The organism is Stenotrophomonas sp. YJH_SMC_81 (assembly GCF_059370875.1).
In genome coordinates, this window is sequence record NZ_JCAFUB010000006.1 from 16,022 (window position 1) to 33,039 (window position 17,018).

The 17,018-nt window shown below is 67.3% G+C and carries 19 protein-coding genes and 1 tRNA gene; 13 read left to right on the forward strand and 7 right to left on the reverse strand.

Annotation, left to right across the window (positions count from 1 at the left end):
- Nucleotides 1-11: 11 nt before the first annotated feature.
- The gene (locus tag AC5P8U_RS13610) at nt 12-455 is read right to left on the reverse strand and encodes a GNAT family N-acetyltransferase (protein ID WP_072168253.1); all 444 of its coding nucleotides are present in this window, start codon (nt 453-455) and stop codon (nt 12-14) included.
- A 127-nt stretch (nt 456-582) separates the two neighbouring features.
- On the opposite strand from AC5P8U_RS13610, the gene AC5P8U_RS13615 reads away from it, so the two are divergent.
- A complete protein-coding gene (locus AC5P8U_RS13615; RefSeq protein WP_269777698.1) occupies nt 583-993 on the forward strand; it encodes a DUF3592 domain-containing protein in 411 nt (136 codons plus the stop codon).
- Nucleotides 994-1,133: 140 nt separating this feature from the next.
- Here AC5P8U_RS13615 and AC5P8U_RS13620 read toward each other — a convergent pair.
- Nucleotides 1,134-1,226, reverse strand: a tRNA-Ser gene (locus tag AC5P8U_RS13620).
- A gap of 143 nt (nt 1,227-1,369) precedes the next feature.
- On the opposite strand from AC5P8U_RS13620, the gene dnaX reads away from it, so the two are divergent.
- The 4 genes from dnaX (at nt 1,370) to AC5P8U_RS13640 (ending at nt 4,854) form a co-directional block, all read left to right on the forward strand.
- Complete coding sequence (gene dnaX / locus AC5P8U_RS13625) at nt 1,370-3,418, forward strand: DNA polymerase III subunit gamma/tau (protein WP_252744378.1); 2,049 nt, start codon at nt 1,370-1,372, stop codon at nt 3,416-3,418.
- 6 nt (nt 3,419-3,424) lie between these two features.
- Nucleotides 3,425-3,745 carry a YbaB/EbfC family nucleoid-associated protein gene (locus AC5P8U_RS13630; protein ID WP_019659509.1) on the forward strand — a complete coding sequence of 107 codons (321 nt, stop codon included), beginning with the start codon at nt 3,425-3,427 and terminating at the stop codon, nt 3,743-3,745.
- 82 nt (nt 3,746-3,827) lie between these two features.
- The gene (gene recR, locus AC5P8U_RS13635) at nt 3,828-4,427 is read left to right on the forward strand and encodes a recombination mediator RecR (RefSeq protein ID WP_005415496.1); all 600 of its coding nucleotides are present in this window, start codon (nt 3,828-3,830) and stop codon (nt 4,425-4,427) included.
- A gap of 67 nt (nt 4,428-4,494) precedes the next feature.
- Nucleotides 4,495-4,854: a histidine triad nucleotide-binding protein gene (locus AC5P8U_RS13640; protein ID WP_005415497.1), complete on the forward strand. Its 360-nt coding sequence runs from the start codon at nt 4,495-4,497 to the stop codon at nt 4,852-4,854.
- A gap of 76 nt (nt 4,855-4,930) precedes the next feature.
- Here AC5P8U_RS13640 and AC5P8U_RS13645 read toward each other — a convergent pair whose 3' ends face one another.
- Genes AC5P8U_RS13645 through AC5P8U_RS13660 form a run of 4 tightly spaced genes read right to left on the reverse strand, consistent with a single transcriptional unit; the run spans nt 4,931 to nt 9,297 of the window.
- On the reverse strand, nt 4,931-5,458 hold the full coding sequence (locus tag AC5P8U_RS13645) for a Slp family lipoprotein (protein ID WP_005415498.1): 528 nt from the start codon (nt 5,456-5,458) through the stop codon (nt 4,931-4,933).
- Nucleotides 5,455-7,404 carry a transglutaminase TgpA family protein gene (locus AC5P8U_RS13650; RefSeq protein WP_353761530.1) on the reverse strand — a complete coding sequence of 650 codons (1,950 nt, stop codon included), beginning with the start codon at nt 7,402-7,404 and terminating at the stop codon, nt 5,455-5,457. The genes AC5P8U_RS13645 and AC5P8U_RS13650 overlap by 4 nt, the downstream gene beginning before the upstream one ends.
- The gene (locus AC5P8U_RS13655) at nt 7,397-8,320 is read right to left on the reverse strand and encodes a DUF58 domain-containing protein (protein WP_061480523.1); all 924 of its coding nucleotides are present in this window, start codon (nt 8,318-8,320) and stop codon (nt 7,397-7,399) included. The genes AC5P8U_RS13650 and AC5P8U_RS13655 overlap by 8 nt, the downstream gene beginning before the upstream one ends.
- Nucleotides 8,321-8,343: 23 nt before the next feature.
- A complete protein-coding gene (locus tag AC5P8U_RS13660; protein WP_049417066.1) occupies nt 8,344-9,297 on the reverse strand; it encodes an AAA family ATPase in 954 nt (317 codons plus the stop codon).
- A 42-nt stretch (nt 9,298-9,339) separates the two neighbouring features.
- On the opposite strand from AC5P8U_RS13660, the gene AC5P8U_RS13665 reads away from it, so the two are divergent.
- Entirely contained in the window at nt 9,340-11,175 is a 1,836-nt protein-coding gene (locus tag AC5P8U_RS13665; protein ID WP_032953980.1) for a glycosyltransferase family 39 protein, read from the forward strand.
- Nucleotides 11,176-11,277: 102 nt separating this feature from the next.
- On the opposite strand, the gene AC5P8U_RS13670 is transcribed toward AC5P8U_RS13665, so the two are convergent.
- Nucleotides 11,278-11,847: a Maf family protein gene (locus AC5P8U_RS13670; protein WP_447897390.1), complete on the reverse strand. Its 570-nt coding sequence runs from the start codon at nt 11,845-11,847 to the stop codon at nt 11,278-11,280.
- A 113-nt stretch (nt 11,848-11,960) separates the two neighbouring features.
- Here AC5P8U_RS13670 and AC5P8U_RS13675 point away from each other — a divergent pair, with 113 nt between their 5' ends.
- The 7 genes from AC5P8U_RS13675 (at nt 11,961) to acpP (ending at nt 17,009) form a co-directional block, all read left to right on the forward strand.
- The gene (locus AC5P8U_RS13675) at nt 11,961-12,470 is read left to right on the forward strand and encodes a YceD family protein (protein WP_049404889.1); all 510 of its coding nucleotides are present in this window, start codon (nt 11,961-11,963) and stop codon (nt 12,468-12,470) included.
- A 107-nt stretch (nt 12,471-12,577) separates the two neighbouring features.
- Nucleotides 12,578-12,772 (forward strand): 50S ribosomal protein L32, encoded by a 195-nt coding sequence (gene rpmF / locus AC5P8U_RS13680; protein ID WP_005408308.1) that lies wholly within the window; start codon nt 12,578-12,580, stop codon nt 12,770-12,772.
- Between the two features lie 91 nt (nt 12,773-12,863).
- Nucleotides 12,864-13,841, forward strand: coding sequence for a beta-ketoacyl-ACP synthase III (locus AC5P8U_RS13685; RefSeq protein ID WP_005415505.1), 978 nt, complete (start codon nt 12,864-12,866; stop codon nt 13,839-13,841).
- A 76-nt stretch (nt 13,842-13,917) separates the two neighbouring features.
- Entirely contained in the window at nt 13,918-14,700 is a 783-nt protein-coding gene (locus AC5P8U_RS13690) for a BUD32 family EKC/KEOPS complex subunit (RefSeq protein ID WP_072168233.1), read from the forward strand.
- A gap of 147 nt (nt 14,701-14,847) precedes the next feature.
- Entirely contained in the window at nt 14,848-15,792 is a 945-nt protein-coding gene (fabD, locus tag AC5P8U_RS13695; protein WP_072168232.1) for an ACP S-malonyltransferase, read from the forward strand.
- A gap of 81 nt (nt 15,793-15,873) precedes the next feature.
- A complete protein-coding gene (fabG, locus tag AC5P8U_RS13700; RefSeq protein ID WP_005408312.1) occupies nt 15,874-16,617 on the forward strand; it encodes a 3-oxoacyl-ACP reductase FabG in 744 nt (247 codons plus the stop codon).
- 152 nt (nt 16,618-16,769) lie between these two features.
- Nucleotides 16,770-17,009, forward strand: a complete 240-nt coding sequence (gene acpP, locus AC5P8U_RS13705; protein ID WP_061480516.1) for an acyl carrier protein — start codon at nt 16,770-16,772, stop codon at nt 17,007-17,009.
- The last annotated feature ends 9 nt before the right edge of the window (nt 17,010-17,018 follow it).

The following is a 17,018-nucleotide window of genomic DNA, read 5'->3' on the forward strand; positions in this document are numbered from 1 at the left end:
GGGCGGGAGCGCTAGAGCTCCCGCTCCATTTCAACGGCGTCGATCCCGGCGCCATGCCCATCGGGCACGATGCGCGCCACCTGGAAACCCAGGCCGGCATAGAAGCCCTGGGTGTGCTGGCTGGTGCTGAGCGCGATGCGCTTGATCGAGGGATCCGCTTCGGCCTGGCGCAGGCGCGCGAGTGCCAGTGTGCGGCCCAGCCCCTGGCGGTGCAGCGCGCGCTGCACCATGCCCCAGCAGAAGCCGGCGCTGCCGTCGCCACGGCGCGAGAGGCCACCACAGGCGACGACGTTTCCATCGCGCTCGATCACCTGGAATGCACAGCCCGTGGCCTGCTCGCGCAGGAAGCGTTCGAAGTCGCTGCGCTCTTCGGGCGCGAAGTAGGTGGGTACGTTGCTGTCGAAGATCGACAGGCAGGCGCGTGCGTCGGCGGGTTGGTAGACACGAAGGCTCATGCAGCCACCATAGCGTGCGGAGGGGGCTGGGTGGCCTCTGGGTTATGCTGTCGGGCAACGGGAGTGACCGCGCGGCAGGATCCGCCGGCCCCATTCGTCTTCCCGCCTGCAACGGAGCTGCCCAGCGATGCCCGACCCTTCTTTTTTCCGGACTGCCCAGCTGATGCGCGGTCTGCTGTTTGGCGTGGTGGGTCTGTTGATCCTTGCCGTGGCCGCCTTCGAGGTGACACATCGTCTTGAGTTCCTGGAGGTCGCGCAGGCCGTTGATGGCCAGGTTGAGCGCCTGAACGCCGGCGGATCGCATCCGCAGGTCGCGTTCACCACCGCGACCGGCCAACGCGTCTCGTACCCGCAGGGCGGCATGATCTTCGGCTATGAGCCTGGGCAGCCGGTACGCGTGCTTTACGACCCGGCGCAACCGCGGCTGGAGCCGGTCCTGGATACGTTCGGTGCGCTGTGGGGAATGACGGTCGTGTGGGTGCTGCTGGGGCTGGCGTTCGTCGGCGCCTGCGTGCGGAGACTGCTCCGGCGCAGATGACCTGCGGCGGATCGCGCGCCGTCGGCGGGCGGGCCGTTGGACCGGCCACGACGGCAAGACCTGTTCAGTCCGGTAGTAGCTGCGGCGATTCCCGCCAGCCAAATAAAAAAGCCGCCCACTGGGCGGCTTCTTCATTTATCTGGCGGAGAGAGGGGGATTCGAACCCCCGAAGCGCGGTTTAGACGCTTACACACTTTCCAGGCGTGCTCCTTCAACCACTCGGACACCTCTCCGGATCCCTGCCATCGGCAAACGCCTCAGCAGGGGCGCAGATTCTAGCGGGCGGCGCGGCCGGACACAAGCGCCCAGATCAGGGACGCATCCGGGGGCATTGTTGGCGAAGGGGCTGGACAGGCATGGCACAATGGAACTTCCGATGGAAAACGGTGGCCTGATGTCCTATCTCGTCCTTGCCCGCAAGTGGCGTCCGAAGCGTTTTGCCGAGCTGGTGGGCCAGGAGCATGTGGTCCGTGCGCTCAGCAATGCGCTGGACAGCGGCCGGGTCCACCACGCGTTCCTGTTCACCGGTACCCGTGGCGTGGGCAAGACCACCATCGCGCGCATCTTCGCCAAGTCGCTCAACTGCGAGCAGGGCACCAGTGCCGACCCGTGCGGCCAGTGCGCCGCCTGCCTGGACATCGACGCCGGTCGCTACATCGACCTGCTGGAAATCGACGCCGCGTCCAACACCGGCGTGGACGACGTGCGCGAGGTGATCGAGAACGCGCAGTACATGCCTTCGCGCGGCAAGTACAAGGTCTACCTGATCGACGAAGTGCACATGCTGTCCAAGGCGGCGTTCAACGCACTGCTGAAGACGCTGGAAGAGCCGCCGGAGCACGTGAAGTTCCTGCTGGCCACCACCGACCCGCAGAAGCTGCCGGTCACCGTGCTCAGCCGCTGCCTGCAGTTCAATCTCAAGCGCCTGGACGAAGACCAGATCCAGGGCCAGATGACCCGCATCCTGGCGGCGGAAGAGATCGAGGCCGACGGCAGCGCCATCGTGCAGTTGGCCAAGGCCGCTGACGGCAGCCTGCGTGACGGCCTGTCACTGCTGGACCAGGCGATCGCCTATGCCGGCGGCGCGCTGCGCGAGGATGTGGTGCGCACCATGCTGGGCACTGTGGATCGCACCCAGGTGGCAGCGATGCTCGATGCGCTGGCCGAGGGCGATGGCCCGCGCCTGCTGCAGGTGGTGGCCGCGTTGGCCGAATTCTCGCCGGACTGGAGTGGCGTGCTGGAAGCGCTGGCCGAAGGCCTGCATCGCATCCAGGTGCAGCAGCTGGTGCCGGGCGCCGCCGTGGCGGAAGGCCTGGATGTGGCGGCATTCGCCGAGCGCCTGCGCCCGGAAGTGGTGCAGCTCTGGTACCAGATGGCCTTGAATGGCCGTCGCGACCTGCCACTGGCACCGAGCCCGCGCGCGGGCTTTGAAATGGCGGTGCTGCGCATGCTGGCGTTCCGTCCGGCCGCAGCGGTACCGCCGGTGCCGAAGGCCGTCGACGGTGCGGTGGGAGGCACGCCGGGTGGCAACGCTGCCGGTGGTGGCGCCCATGCCGGAAGCCATGAAGCGACGCCGGCTGCTGCCGTCGCTTCGGCCAGCCCGGCCGTGGCGGCGCAGGTGGCCGCTCCGGCGGCTGCACCGCGCGAACCTGAACCCGAACCCGAGCCGGCCCCGCAACCGGAGCCGGATCCGACGCCTGAACCCGAGCCGGTTCCGGTGGAAGAGCCCGTGTCACCGCCGCCGGTGAAGGCCGAGGCGCTGGCGCCTGCCATCGCTGCAGAGGCAAGCGATGACCTGCCGCCGTGGGCCACCGACGAAGCCGAGGCGCGGGATGGGGCTCTGGCGGCCGAGATGGCCGGCCCGGATGCCGCCATGGTCGCGCCCTGGCATGAACCGCCGGCTCCCGCCGCGGATCCAGGCGAGCCTGCGCCGCCGGAGCGTTCGTTCCGCGCCGAAGGTATTGCCATTGCGCCGGCCGAACCGGCTCCGGCGCGTGAGGCCGCACCGCAGGAAGGTGTCAGCGAGCTGGCCACTGCCGAAGACTGGCTGGACCTGGTCGCCAACAGCGGTCTCAGCGGCCCCTCGCGGCAGCTGGCTGCCAACGCCGCCTTCATCAGCTGCCAGCACGGGACCTTGAAACTGGGCCTTTCGCCCGGATTTGAGTACCTGCGCTCGGAGCGCGCGCTGGCTGCCCTGGGCGAGATGCTGGAGAAGGCCCTTGGCCAGGCGCCGAAGATCGTGGTCGAGACCGTGGAAACCGAACACGTTCCGGCCGAGACCCTGCATCAGCGTGCCGACCGCCAGCGTGGCGAGCGGCAGCAGGTGGCAGAGGCCGTTTTCATGGATGACCCGGAAGTGCAGGTGCTGATCCAACAGCACGGTGCCCGGGTTGTTTCCGATTCCATCCGTTCTTTTGACGAGTAAGACACTATGCGCGGCAATATCGCCCAACTGATGCAGCAGGCCCAGAAGATGCAGGAAAACCTGCAGAAGGCCCAGGAAGAAATCGCCAGGATCGAAGTGACCGGCAGTGCCGGCGGCGGCATGGTCAGCGTGACCCTGACCGGCGCCAAGGAATGCCGCAAGGTGCGCATCGACCCGTCGCTGACCAGCGACCCGGAGATGCTGGAAGACCTGATCGCCGCCGCCTTCAACGATGCCTCGAACAAGATCGATGCCGAGTCGAAGTCGAAGATGGGTTCGGCCACCGCCGGCATGCAGCTGCCGCCGGGCATGAAGCTGCCGTTCTGATTGCCAGCGTGGCATCCGTGCAAGCGGATGCCACAGAATCTGTAGCCGTCGAGCTCGCTCGGCGCCATCAAAGCATGCCGCCGTGTCCGCACCCCTGCTTGAACAACTGATCGACGCACTGCGGGTGCTGCCTGGCGTAGGCCAGAAGACGGCGCAGCGCATGGCCTACCACCTGCTCGAGCGCGAGCGCGAAGGCGGCCAGCGCCTGGCCGAAACGCTGGCCTTGGCGGTGGAGCGTATCGGCCACTGCGCGCAGTGCCGCGACTTCAGCGAAACCGAGCTGTGCCCGACCTGTGCCAACAGCAGCCGCGAGCGCAGCCAGCTGTGCGTGGTTGAATCGCCGGCCGATCGTCTCGCGATCGAGAACGCGACGGGGTTTCGCGGTGTCTACTTCGTGCTGCAGGGCCGGCTGTCGCCGCTCGATGGCGTCGGCCCGCGCGAGCTGGGCCTGGAGCAGCTGGAGCAGCGGCTGGCCGAAGGTGAGGTACAGGAGCTGATCATCGCCACCAGTGCCACCGTCGAAGGCGAAGCCACCGCGCATTACCTTGCGCAGCTGGCGCGCGCGCGCAAGGTGCAGCCCAGCCGGCTGGCACAGGGCCTGCCGCTTGGCGGCGAGCTTGAATACGTTGACCGCGGCACGCTGTCGCACGCGTTCGGGACGCGCAGCGAATTCCGCGATTGAGGACCACCCGGGCATCGCCCGGCGCGGCCGGCCTACAATGCGGAAGACACTCCCGCCGAGGCCGACCATGAGCAACGAAACCCTCTTCAGCAAGATCATCCGTCGCGAGATCCCGGCCACCATCGTCTATGAGGATGACGAGGTGCTGGGCTTCAAGGACATCGCACCGCAGGCGCCGGTGCACGTACTGTTCATTCCGAAGAACGAGATCATCCCGACCCTGGACGACCTGCAGCCGTCGCAGGCGCACCTGGTCGGCAAGCTGGCCCTGGCCGCTGCCGAATACGCGCGCCGCGAGGGTTTCGCGCAGGACGGCTACCGCATCGTGATGAACTGCCGCGAACATGCCGGGCAGACCGTGTTCCACATCCACATGCACCTGCTGGCCGGCGCGCCGCTGGGGCATTTCGGTACGCCGGGGCGTTGAAGCCCTGTCCATGCATGCGTGGATGAAAAAGGCCGCCCGAAGGCGGCCTTTTCCGATCATGCAGGGTGGGTGGCGATCACCACCAGCCCCAACGGCCGTAGCCACCCCAGTACGGGCCCCACGGACCGGGGCCCCACGGGCCATAGGGGTAGGGCACCACATCGACCTGGCGCTGTTCCGGCCACAGGTAGATCACATCGGCCGACAGCTTCGGCAGGCGGTAGTCGTAGTCCCCGATGCGGGTGTTCTGGTAGCCGTCGATCTTGCCGATGAAGGTCACGTCACGCCCGGCTTCAAACACGGCCGGGTCGTAGAAACCGGCGCGGCAGGCAATGAAGCGGCCGTCGCTGGCGTCGGACGAGGTGGTGTTCGGGCGGCCACTGGCGTTGAGCGGGCGCGAGATCATCTGGAAGCAGGTCTCGCCCTGGCCGGGCTTGGTCTCGATGATGCGGCCGCCCCATCGGACCGGCGTGCCGACCTGCTGGGTGGCGACCGAGTCGCGCGGGGAAACCAGGCTGAACTGTCCCTGCAGCGGCTTGGGGGCCGTGGCGCAGGCCGACAGGGCCAGCGTGGCCACAGCGGTGAGGAGGAACTTGGTGTTCATGGGGAGGCTCCGGAAGTCGGGCGATGCCTGCGCAGGTCCCGCAATAATGAAGCGAGGTCGGTGCAAGTTCCAGCGTAGCGCGCGTCGGCGAAACGCTGGCTGAGCGCGAGCAGGGTCGGGTCGGGTCGCTGCCGGTGAACCCGCTGTGCCCAGTCCTGTGCGGTTTCGTGCGGTTCGCGGGCCAGGCCAAGGCGCGCATACCGCCGCCCGAGCCGGTGCCAGGCGCGCAGCAGCGGGTCGCGCTCGCGCTCGCCGCGGGCCAGCAGCCAGGCCATCCACGCCAGTGCCAGCAGGGCGGCGACCACGAATCCGGTCACCAGCTGCGCCGGCCCGAGGTCATCCAGCCCGAACGGCTTGAGCAGTTGCTGCTGGCGGCGTGCATCGAAGGACAGCACCAGGTCGTTCCAGCCGCGGCGCAGCCAGTCACCCATCTGCCCCAGCTGCAGCCAGCGCTGTTGCAGTGGGGTATCGGTGCCGGCCTGCAGGCGGTCGTCCAGGGTGTCCAGGATGCGTTCGGGTGCCACGGCGGCAGTCGGGTCGACCCGCACCCAGCCGCGTTGCGGCAGCCAGACTTCGGCCCAGGCGTGGGCATCCATGCGACGCACCACCCAGTAGTCGCCGATGCGGTTGCGGGTGCCGCCTGCGAAGCCGGTCACCACCCGGGCCGGAATGCCGGCGTTGCGCATCAGCACTACGAAGGCCGAGCTGAAGTGCTGGCAGAAGCCGGCCTTGTAGTTGAACAGGAAATCGTCGACCGGATCGCGCCCCGCAACCGGTGTATCCAGCGTGTAGGAGAAGTCGCGGGTGATCCATTGCAGCGCACGGCGGACGATGGCCTCGTCATCGCTGCCGGCCTCCTGCCGCCATTGCCGCGCGAGCTGGGCGGTGCGCGGATTGAAGCCCGGCGGAAGCTGCAGCGCCGCGCGGCGCAGGTAGGGCGACAGATCGGTGTCGAACCGTTGCGGCGGCGCCGAATGCAACCGCCAGCGGCTGAGCGCGGACAGCGTGCGGTCGCTGCGCAGGCTCATGTCGGCATCGAAGCTGCTGCCCTCCGGTGCGCGGCTGGGCAGGTCCAGTGCCACCAGCAGGCGACGGTCGGTGGGCTCGTAGTCGATCTGGTAGTCCCAACCCTGTGCGGCGGTTTCGACTACCGGTGCGGGGCGCCCGGCCGTCGCGCGATCGCGGCTCCAGCGGTGGCCGTCGAACGACGTCAGCACCGGGCCGCGCCAATAGCGCTGCGCAGGCTCGGGCACCGCGCCGAAAAACTGCACGCGCAACGCCGGGGTGTCGTCGGCCATCAGGTCCAGCCACTGGTCCGGCGCCATGCTGTCAGCCAGGCCCGGTGTGCCCACCGCTCGCTCGGGTACGCCCCACAGCGGCGTGGACAAGCGCGGGAACAGCCAGAAGCAGGCCAGCGCGAGTGGCAGGCCGATCCCCAGCAGGCGGCCGACGCCACGCAGTTGTCCGCGCAGCGGCAGGCGAGGGCTGTGGCCCTCGTCCAGGGCCAGGCGTTGCAGGGCCAGCAGTGCGGCAACTGCGGCCAGCGCTGCCAGCCCGGTGGTCAGCGGCCCCTGGTCGAGCAGGAAGGCCGCGAACGGCGAGAACAACGCGAAGCCCAGCAGGCTGCGCGCATCGCGCAGGTTGCGCAGCTCGCTGGACTTGATCGCCAGCATCGCTGCCAGCAATGCGCAGCCGGTATCGCGGCCCGGCCGCACCATGCCCATCTGCCAGACGATGGCGGCAAGCATGGCCAGCACCAGCAACAGGCGGACCGGCATCGGCAGCAGCCGCCGCCATGAAAGCGCAGCGGTCAGCACGGCGGCGATCGCGATCACGCTGGCCAGCACCGGCGGCAGCTGCAGCAGCAGTGGCAGCAGCGCCAGCGCTGCGCTGGCCAGGGTCCAGCTGCGGGCGTTGCGGTCGAGCAGGACGGCAGGCTCAGTCATGGGGCATCAATGCCAGTGCGCGCAGGCACAGGTGGTGGTGGCTGGCACCCTGGCCGGGCCCCAACGGCGGATGGGCCGGAAGCAGCAGCGTATAGCGACGGCCTTCGCGTTCGGCCATGTCGACCCAGCGTGCCAGGCGTGCGATGCGCGCTTCATGGCCCAGCGCTGCCAGCGTGCGCCAATCCAGCACCACTTCGATGCCGATCGGCTTCTCGTACTCGCGTACCAGCAGGCTGTCGCGGCGCGCCGAGTGTTTCCAGGCAATGCTGCGCGGAGCATCGCCGGCACGATAGGGGCGCAGCTGATGCAGCTCTTCGCCCGTGGCGTGGGCGCGGGTGTGCAGGGGATCGCTGCCACTTTCAGGGAGGGGCGGTGCCTGGGCCTCGGCCAGCGGGTAGACCAGCAGCGGTTGCTCCGGCCACACCCACGACCATGCCCGCACCAGTCCCAGCGGCTGCGTGCTCGACAGGCGGATGCGGGGCAGTTCCAGCCAGCCGCGGCGCTCGCTGGGAACATCCAGCTCCACTTCGCCGCGACCGTGTGCAGGCAGTGCAACCCAGGCCTCGCTTGCGCCCAGCTGCAGGTGCAGCCCGTGGCGCGCGCGCGGGTCGCGCAACGAAAGGTCCACGCGCAGGCGCAGGGGATGCCCGGCCGGTACTGGTTCGGCGGAGATTGCATCGATCTGTATGCCGGACAGTTGCAGGTGCGCGGCGATGGCGCTGGCGATCGCTGCCGCGGCCAGCAGCAGCGCCAGCAGCAGGGCCGGGTTGTTGTTGTAGTTCAATGCGCCCAGCAGCATCGCCGACAGCAGGGTGGCGACGAACAGGCCGAAGCGTGTCGGTAGCACGTAGATGCGATGGCGGTCCAGTCGCTGCGGCAGGGCTTCGGGCCTGCGGGGGCGTGCCAGCAGCTGCATGCGTGCCCAGCGTGTGGCCACCTTCAGTCCACCGCGACGGTCTGCAGGATCGCCCGCGCCAGCGCCGGCCCGGAGCTGGATTCGGCTTCGGCCACCAGGCGATGGCCGGCCACCGCCACGAACAGGGTCTGCACGTCTTCGGGCACCACATGCCCGCGGCCAAGCAGCAGCGCATGTGCCCTGGCGGCACGCAGCAGGGCCAGTCCCGCGCGCGGTGACAGGCCTACGCGCACGCCGGCATGGTGTCGGCTGCGGGTCAGCAGCGCCTGCACATAGTCGATCAGCGCGTCGCTGGCATGCACCTGGCCAACCGCTTCACGCAATGCACGCACCTGGGTGTCGTCCAGCTTTGGCACCGCGCGTGCGATCAGGTCGCGGCGATCACTGCCGCGCAGCAGCTCGCGCTCGGCCTGCGCGCTGGGGTAGCCCATCGCCAGCCGCAGCAGGAAACGATCCAGCTGCGAATCCGGCAACGGGAAGGTGCCGGACAGGTCGACCGGGTTCTGCGTGGCGATGACGAAGAACGGATCGGGCAGTGGATGTGTCTGTCCATCCAGTGTGACCTGTTGCTCGGCCATCGCTTCCAGCAGCGCACTCTGTGTCCGCGGCGGTGCACGGTTGATCTCATCGGCCAGCAGCACGTGGGTGAACACCGGGCCGGGATGGAACTGGAACTGGCGGCTGCCGGCCTCGTACACCGAAACGCCAAGTACGTCCGCCGGCAACAGGTCGGAGGTGAACTGCACGCGCTGGAAGCTGAGACCGAGGCTGCTGGCCAATGCATGCGCCAACGTGGTCTTGCCCAGCCCGGGCAGATCCTCGATGAGCAGGTGGCCGCCAGAAAGCAGGGCGACAAAGGCCAGCCTGACTTCCGGCACCTTGCCCAGCACCAGTGCGTTCACCTGATCCTGTGCCTCCCGCAGGGCCTGGCGCAGTTGATCGGTTAGCATGCTGGGATTGGGGGACGAGGCTGGCATGATCGTCTCAGGTCTGGAATCCACTCGATTATCCATAGAGCAATGCAAGGCGAACAGCGCGCGCGGACAATATTTCTCTGGTTATGGACGCTGATCACAGCGGCCAAGCTGGTGGTGGCTGCGCGCCTGCCGCTGTTCGTCGATGAGGCGTTCTATTGGCAGGAAGGGCAGCATCTGGCCGCTGCCTATTCCGACCTGCCGGGGCTGACCGCCTGGCTTGCACGCCTGGGCGTGGAGATCGGTGGCCATCACGTACTCGCACTGCGCCTGCCGTTCCTGGCCATCGGTGCGCTGCTGCCGTTGCTGGTGGTGCGCATCGCTACGCGCTGGTTCGGCAACGTGGCCGGTTGGCAGGCGGGCAGCCTGACGCTGCTGATGCCGTTGTCGGCCACGCTGGGCCTGCTGGCCGTGCCGGACGTACCGATGGCGCTGGCGGCGGTGATCTGCCTGCACGCAGGTGCACGCCTGCTGCACAGCGTGGACGCGTCCTCGGCGATGAAGCTGGCGCTGGGCCTGCTGATCGGTGCGCTCAGCCACTACCGTTTCATTGGTGTCATCGGTGTCGGCTTCATTGCGTTGCTGGCGTTGCCGCAGGGCCGTCGCATGCTGGCCGACCCGCGCGTATGGGTGGCGCTGGCGGTGGGCGTGCTGGCCTGGCTGCCGTTGCTGGCGTGGAATGCCGACAACCACGACGCCGGCCTGAAGTTCCAGGTGGTCGAGCGCCACCCGTGGACGTTCGAGTGGGAGGGGCTGTGGTTCCTGGTGATCCAGCCGATGTTGGTGACGCCGATCCTGTGCATCGCGATGTGGAAGGTCGCCCTCGCGGGTACCCGCAGTGGCGGTGGGGCGCGGGTGCAGTGGCGCTATTTCGGCTTGGTGGGCGGGGTGTCGACGCTGGGCATCTTCCTGCTGGGCTTCTTCACCGATGTCGAGCGGATCAGTTTCCACTGGCCGCTGCCAGGCTACCTGGCGCTGCTGGTGGCCGTGCCGGTGGTCCTCAACGGTTGGCCGCGCTGGTTGCGCCGTACCGGCTGGTGGCTGGCCGCTGCAGGTACCGTGCTGGCGTTCGGCTACTACCTGATGGCGTCCACGCCGGCACTTCGCGAGCAGATGGCCGGCAGCAAGTACTACCCGCGCAACTTTGCCGGCTGGCAGCCACTGGCCGTGGCGGTGCGTGACGAACTGCGGCAGATGCCACCGGGTACGCGTGTCCTGGCGGGCAACTTCAAGGTCGGTGCCGAACTGGGCTTCCAGCTGGGCAATGGCGATATCGAGGTGTTGCCACATCCGCTCAACGACAAGCATGGGCGCACCGCACAGCTGGCGCAGTGGGACCTGCTGCACGAAGGCCCGCGCAGTGTGCCGATGCTGCTGGTGCTGTCACCCAGTGACCAGCGCTACCGCGACCTGCTGGCGCGCTATCACACCATCTGCGAGCAGGTGGGGCCGTTGCCGGCGCCACGCGTGGTCAGCAGCGATCATGGCTTCCAGCGGTTCCTGCTGTTCCGGCTGCCGGCCAAGCGTGCACAGGGGGCCTGCGTAACGCCCTCAATGGCTTGGCTGGATGCGCCGTCCAACGGTGAAAAGGTCTCCGGAACGCTCGCCATCAAGGGCTGGGCATTCAAGGATGGGGTCGGGCTGGCGCGGGTTGAAGTGCTGGTTGATGGCCGCTCGATCGGAGACGCGCGTTACGGGCGCGTGTTCGACATTCGCCCCGCCTGGCCGGACAGTACCGATCCGCAGCATCCGGCGGTGGGCTTCGACGCGTCGCTGGACACCACCACGCTGGCGCCGGGCCGGCACTGGCTCGGCCTGCGCCTGCACGGGCGCGATGGCAGCGTGGAGGCGTGGCAGGAGCAACCGTTCGAGGTTCGTTGAGGTCCTCTGGTCCTGTAGAGCCGAGCCGATGCCCGGCTGCGTCCGATTCAGATGGCAGGCATCCTCGAAAAAAGCAGCCGAGCATGGGCTCGGCTCTACCGTTCACGGCACCGCGAATCCGGCCCTGCGCAGCAGGCCGCACAGCGCGATCAGTGGCAGGCCGACCAGCGCGGTCGGGTCGCGGTTGTCGATCGCCTCGAACAGGCTGATGCCCAGGCCCTCGCACTTGAAGCTGCCGGCGCAGTCCAGTGGCTGCTCGGTGGCGACGTAGCGGGCGATCTCCTGCGAGTCCAGCGCGCGGAAGTGCACTTCGGTCAGATCCAGGGCGGCGAGGGATTCTCCATCCTGTCTGAGACTGATTGCCGTGTGAAAGCGTACCGTCTGCCCGGACATCGCCACCAGCTGCGCACAGGCCGCCTCGACCGTGCCAGGCTTGCCCAGCGGCTGGCCGTTCAGGTCGGCCACCTGGTCCGAGCCGATCACCCAGGCACCCGGATGGCGCGCGGCGACATCGGCCGCCTTGGCGGCGGCCAGGCGCGTGGCCAGGGCCATCGGGCCCTCGCCGTTCAACGGTGTTTCATCCACCTCCGGGCGTGCGCAGTCGAAGGGCAGGCCCAGCCGTTGCAGCAGTTCGCGACGGTAGCGGGAGGTGGAGGCCAGGACCAGTGACATGCGAGAATACCGAGGCAGGGCGCGGCAGTCTGGCCCGCCGGCAACGCCAGCAGCAAGTCCTGTATGGCGGGCATTTGACAGCGGGCGGTGCGATCCTTAGTATTCAGCGGCTTATGTCCGCGAACGTGCCCGAAACGCTGGATGCCTGGCGGATGGTTGTAGCGCGAAGGCGCTTCGACGGTCAGGTCTCCCTGGCTGAATTGACCCGCCTGCAGGGGTTGGTCGCAGATACCGACGGCGAGTGTGTCTACTCGCTTGAATTCGGTCGCGACGACGTCTTGCGGGTATCCTATGTGGAACTGACCATCGACACCGCGTTGCCGCTGACGTGTCAGCGCAGCATGCAGCGATTCCTGTTGCCGGTGAAGGTGACCCAGAGGCTTGGCCTGATCCGCGACGAGGACGAGGAATCGTCCCTGCCGGAGGAATACGAGGCGTTGCTGGTGCCGGAAGACGGCCAGCTGCGTCCGCTGGACCTGGTCGAGGACGAGCTGGTGCTGGCGGTGCCTGTGGTGCCGCTGTCGCCCGACGGTGAAGCAGTCGACAAGGACTGGGCACCGAGCGAAGAAGAAACAAAGAAGGCCAACCCGTTTGCGGCGTTGGCGGCATTGAAGAAACAATAGCAGCCGGTTGTCGTCGGCGGCTGCGGCGAAAGCGAAAAGTGTGCTGGGCGCTGGCGTCCTGTGCGACGAAACGACGAAGCAAAACGAACCGAGTTTGGAGCAATCCCATGGCTGTCCAGAAATCCCGTGTTACCCCGTCCCGCCGCGGCCAGCGCCGTTCGCATGACGCCCTGAGCGCCAAGCAGCTGTCGACCGACCCGACCACCGGCGAAGTGCACCTGCGTCACCACATCACTGCTGACGGTTTCTACCGCGGCAAGAAGGTCATCCAGACCAAGACCTCGGCCGTCGAAGAAGATTGATGTGCCGGGAAGGCCGCTGCCTCCGGGCAGCGGCCTTTGCCTTCTTTCCCGGGCGTGCCGGTGATCGGCGGCCCGCGCAACAGGAAACATGATGAGCAAGCGGATCTATTCGAGGATCGCGGGCACCGGTAGCTATTTGCCGGAGAAAGTCCTGACCAACGCCGACCTGGAAAAAATGGTCGAAACCTCGGATGAGTGGATCCAGTCGCGCACCGGAATTCGTGAACGGCACATCGCGGCCGAAGGCGAGACCACCAGCGACCTTGGCTACAACGCCGCCCTGCGCGCGCTTGAAGCCGCAGGCATCGATGCCTCGCAGCTCGACATGATCGTGGTCGGCACGACCACGCCTGACCTTATTTTCCCGTCCACCGCGTGCCTGATCCAGGCCAAGCTCGGTGTGGCCGGGTGCCCCGCCTTCGACGTCAACGCAGCCTGTTCCGGCTTCGTGTTCGCGCTGGGCGTGGCCGACAAATTCATCCGCTCCGGCGACTGCAAGCACGTGCTGGTGATCGGCACCGAAACGTTGACCCGCATGGTCGACTGGAACGATCGCACCACCTGCGTGCTGTTCGGTGATGGCGCCGGCGCCGTCGTGCTCAAGGCCGACGAAGAGACCGGCATCCTCAGCACCCACCTGCATGCCGATGGAAGCAAGAAGGAACTGCTGTGGAACCCGGTCGGCGTTTCGACCGGCTTCAAGGATGGCGCCAATGGTGGCGGCACCATCAACATGAAGGGCAACGACGTGTTCAAGTACGCCGTCAAGGCGCTGGACTCGGTCGTGGACGAGACCCTCGCCGCCAACGGCCTGGACAAGTCCGACCTGGATTGGCTGATCCCGCACCAGGCCAACCTGCGCATCATCGAAGCCACCGCCAAGCGCCTGGACATGTCGATGGACCAGGTCGTGGTGACCGTCGACAAGCACGGCAACACCTCGTCCGGTTCGGTGCCGCTGGCGCTGGACGCCGCCGTGCGTTCGGGCAGGGTCGAGCGCGGCCAGCTGCTGCTGCTGGAAGCCTTTGGTGGCGGCTTCACCTGGGGTTCGGCCCTGCTGCGCTATTGATAGTGCAAGTTACGACAATGTGAAGTCTTGTCGTTACGGCCCTTCGGGGCCGTAACGCGTTTAAGGAGGACCTGTCATGGTTGAGCCCATCGTCATCGAAGGGCAACGTGCCTGGCTGAAGCAGTACGGCAAGGGAAGCCGGGCGCTGGCCCTGGGCCTGCTCAATTTTGTTGCCCGTCGTTTCCATCTCGACGCCCTTCGTCCTCCTCCGCACCGTGGCGGCGACGCCGCGCGCGAAACCGAGGCCCGCCGCCTTGCAGAGCTGCAGGCCCAAGGCGTGAACGTGCCGAACGTGCTGGGCACCGGCCATGCCGCGCTGGTAATCGGCGACAACGGCAGCTCGTTCAATACCTGCCTGCGCGAAGCCGACGAAGCAGGTCGTGATCGGCTGGTGATGGCGGCGATGCAGGCCATTGCCCAAGCGCATGCGCGCGGCGCCTATTTTGGCCAGCCGCTGCCGCGCAATCTCACCTGGGATGGGCAGCAGGTCGGCTTCATCGATTTCGAGGAAGATCCGCTGGAAGTGATGGACCTGTCCGAAGCGCAGGCCCGCGACTGGCTGATGTTCGGTTATGGCGTGGCCAAGTACTACGCTGATCGCCCCGAACATCTGCAGGCGATGATGGCCGAGGCGATGGGCGAGGCCCAGGCGCCGGTGCGCGAGCACGTGCATGCGGTCAGTGGCCGCCTGCGCAGCCTGGCCAGGGTCTGCATGAAGCTGGGCCGCTCAGCGCGCGCGCTGGCCCATTCGATCTTCATCACCCACGGTGCCAGCACTGCTGGCGTGCTGATGCTGGTGGGCCTGTGCGTGGATTTCCTCGCCGACGGCGATCTGGACGTGCTGCAGCTGTTCTGCTGATCGTTGGCCGGGGTCAGATCCCATTTCCCGTGGAAAAGGGATCTGACCCTGTCATTGCTCCATACGCCTGCATACGCGCACGTACAGACGACACAGCGGATTCCCCCTTATCATGGCCCGCTTCGATTGCAACAAGCGGATGACCGCGTGACCGTATCCACCCTCGCTTTTGTCTTCCCCGGCCAGGGCTCGCAGTCTGTGGGCATGGTGGCCGAGCTGGCCGAACTGCATCCGCAGGTGCGTGAAGCCTTCACCGAGGCATCCGATGGTGCCGGCGTCGACCTGTGGGCGCTGTCCCAGGGCGGCCCGGAGGAAATGCTCAACCGTACCGAATACACCCAGCCGGCCCTGCTGGCCGCGAGTATCGGCGTGTGGCGTGCCTGGAACGCCGTGGGCGGTCCGCGCCCGTCGGTGCTGTCCGGCCACAGCCTGGGCGAGTACACCGCCCTGGTTGCCGCCGGCGCGCTGAGCCTGCATGACGGTGCGCACCTGGTGCGCCTGCGTGGCCAGCTGATGCAGGAAGCGGCGCCGGCCGGTGTCGGCGCCATGGCCGCCGTGCTCGGTGCCGAAGACCAGCTGGTGCTGGATGTCTGCGCCGAAGCCGCAGGCAGCCAGGTAGTGGTGCCGGCCAACTTCAATTCGCCGGGCCAGATCGTGATCGGTGGCGACGCCGACGCGGTCGACCGTGCGCTGGCGCTGCTGGCCGAGAAGGGCGTGCGCAAGGCGGTCAAGCTGGCCGTCAGCGTGCCCTCGCACACCCCGTTGATGCGCGAAGCGGCCAACCGCCTGGCCGAAGTGATGGCCGGCCTGTCCTGGCAGGCGCCGCAGCTGCCGGTGGTGCAGAACGTCGATGCCCAGGTGCACGACGGCGTGGACGCCATCCGCACTGCGCTGGTCCAGCAGCTGTATCAGCCGGTGCAGTGGACCGGTTGCGTGCAGGCGTTGGCCGCCCGCGGCATCACCCAGATCGCCGAGTGCGGCCCAGGCAAGGTGCTGACCGGCCTGGTCAAGCGCATCGACAAGGCCATCGACGGCCGTCCGCTGGCCACGCCGGGCGACTTCGAAGGCGCCCGCGAGGCATGGTCGGCCTGACCTTCCCTGTTCCTGCCGACCGTACCGGTGGCCGCTGCAAGCGGCACGGTGCGGCGGCCGCTCCCGTCTGAGGAAAACATCATGAGCAAGCCCCTGCAGGGTGAAATCGCACTGGTCACCGGTGCCAGCCGTGGCATTGGCGCCGCCATCGCCGATCTGCTGGCCGCCCAGGGCGCCACCGTCATCGGCACCGCCACCACCGAATCCGGCGCCGCCGCGATCGGTGAGCGCCTGGCCGCCCACGGCGGTCACGGCCGCGCGCTGAACGTCACCGACGCCGCCGCGCTGGACAGCGTGCTCGATGGCATCGCCAAGGAATTCGGCCCGATCTCGATCCTGGTCAACAATGCCGGCATCACCCGCGACAACCTGCTGATGCGCATGAAGGACGAGGACTGGGCGTCGATCATCGACACCAACCTGACCAGCGTGTTCCGTACCAGCAAGGCGGTGATGCGCGGCATGATGAAGGCGCGCAAGGGCCGCATCATCAACATCGCATCGGTGGTGGGCGTGACCGGCAATGCCGGGCAGGCCAACTACGCGGCCGCCAAGGCCGGCATCATCGGCTTCAGCAAGTCGCTGGCCAAGGAAATCGGCTCGCGCGGCGTCACCGTCAATGTTGTCGCACCCGGCTTCATCGACACCGACATGACCAAGGCGTTGCCGGAAGAAGCGCGTACCGCGCTGATCAACGACATCGCCCTCGAACGCCTGGGTTCGCCGGAGGACATCGCCCATGCGGTGGCGTTCCTGGCCAGCCCGGCTGCCGGTTACATCACCGGCGAAACCCTCCATGTGAACGGCGGCATGTACATGCCGTAAGCAAGGGGCGCAGGGATTGCGCCGCAAGTGGTTGATCTGCGGAGGTTTTTGCTGCAATGCAAGGCCGCGCCGGTTTCCACTACACTATCCCACGGCCATCGCCCTTGATGGCGACCACTTTTGAACCACAACTCCATCTGGAGCGAGATCCCATGAGCACCATCGAAGAACGCGTCAAGAAAATCGTCGTCGAACAGCTTGGCGTCAAGGAAGATGAAGTCACCAACAGCGCATCGTTCGTCGATGACCTGGGCGCTGACTCGCTGGACACCGTCGAGCTGGTGATGGCCCTGGAAGAAGAATTCGAGTGCGAGATCCCGGACGAAGAAGCCGAGAAGATCAGCACCGTGCAGGCCGCCATCGACTACATCACGGCCCACGTCAAGGCCTGATGTCAGACG

Bases quoted from the DNA above. Each gene is read 5' to 3' on its own strand.
- AC5P8U_RS13640 (WP_005415497.1), top strand. From the start codon at position 4,495: ATGAGCAACGAAACCCTCTTCAGCAAGATCATCCGTCGCGAGATCCCG.
- acpP (WP_061480516.1), top strand. From the start codon at position 16,770: ATGAGCACCATCGAAGAACGCGTCAAGAAAATCGTCGTCGAACAGCTT.
- AC5P8U_RS13645 (WP_005415498.1), bottom strand. From the start codon at position 5,458: ATGAACACCAAGTTCCTCCTCACCGCTGTGGCCACGCTGGCCCTGTCG.
- AC5P8U_RS13670 (WP_447897390.1), bottom strand. From the start codon at position 11,847: ATGTCACTGGTCCTGGCCTCCACCTCCCGCTACCGTCGCGAACTGCTG.
- AC5P8U_RS13655 (WP_061480523.1), bottom strand. From the start codon at position 8,320: ATGCAGCTGCTGGCACGCCCCCGCAGGCCCGAAGCCCTGCCGCAGCGA.
- AC5P8U_RS13630 (WP_019659509.1), top strand. From the start codon at position 3,425: ATGCGCGGCAATATCGCCCAACTGATGCAGCAGGCCCAGAAGATGCAG.
- AC5P8U_RS13690 (WP_072168233.1), top strand. From the start codon at position 13,918: ATGGTTGAGCCCATCGTCATCGAAGGGCAACGTGCCTGGCTGAAGCAG.
- AC5P8U_RS13685 (WP_005415505.1), top strand. From the start codon at position 12,864: ATGAGCAAGCGGATCTATTCGAGGATCGCGGGCACCGGTAGCTATTTG.
- AC5P8U_RS13610 (WP_072168253.1), bottom strand. From the start codon at position 455: ATGAGCCTTCGTGTCTACCAACCCGCCGACGCACGCGCCTGCCTGTCG.
- fabG (WP_005408312.1), top strand. From the start codon at position 15,874: ATGAGCAAGCCCCTGCAGGGTGAAATCGCACTGGTCACCGGTGCCAGC.
- AC5P8U_RS13675 (WP_049404889.1), top strand. From the start codon at position 11,961: ATGTCCGCGAACGTGCCCGAAACGCTGGATGCCTGGCGGATGGTTGTA.
- dnaX (WP_252744378.1), top strand. From the start codon at position 1,370: ATGGAAAACGGTGGCCTGATGTCCTATCTCGTCCTTGCCCGCAAGTGG.
- rpmF (WP_005408308.1), top strand. From the start codon at position 12,578: ATGGCTGTCCAGAAATCCCGTGTTACCCCGTCCCGCCGCGGCCAGCGC.
- AC5P8U_RS13665 (WP_032953980.1), top strand. From the start codon at position 9,340: ATGCAAGGCGAACAGCGCGCGCGGACAATATTTCTCTGGTTATGGACG.
- AC5P8U_RS13650 (WP_353761530.1), bottom strand. From the start codon at position 7,404: ATGACTGAGCCTGCCGTCCTGCTCGACCGCAACGCCCGCAGCTGGACC.
- AC5P8U_RS13615 (WP_269777698.1), top strand. From the start codon at position 583: ATGCCCGACCCTTCTTTTTTCCGGACTGCCCAGCTGATGCGCGGTCTG.
- AC5P8U_RS13660 (WP_049417066.1), bottom strand. From the start codon at position 9,297: ATGCCAGCCTCGTCCCCCAATCCCAGCATGCTAACCGATCAACTGCGC.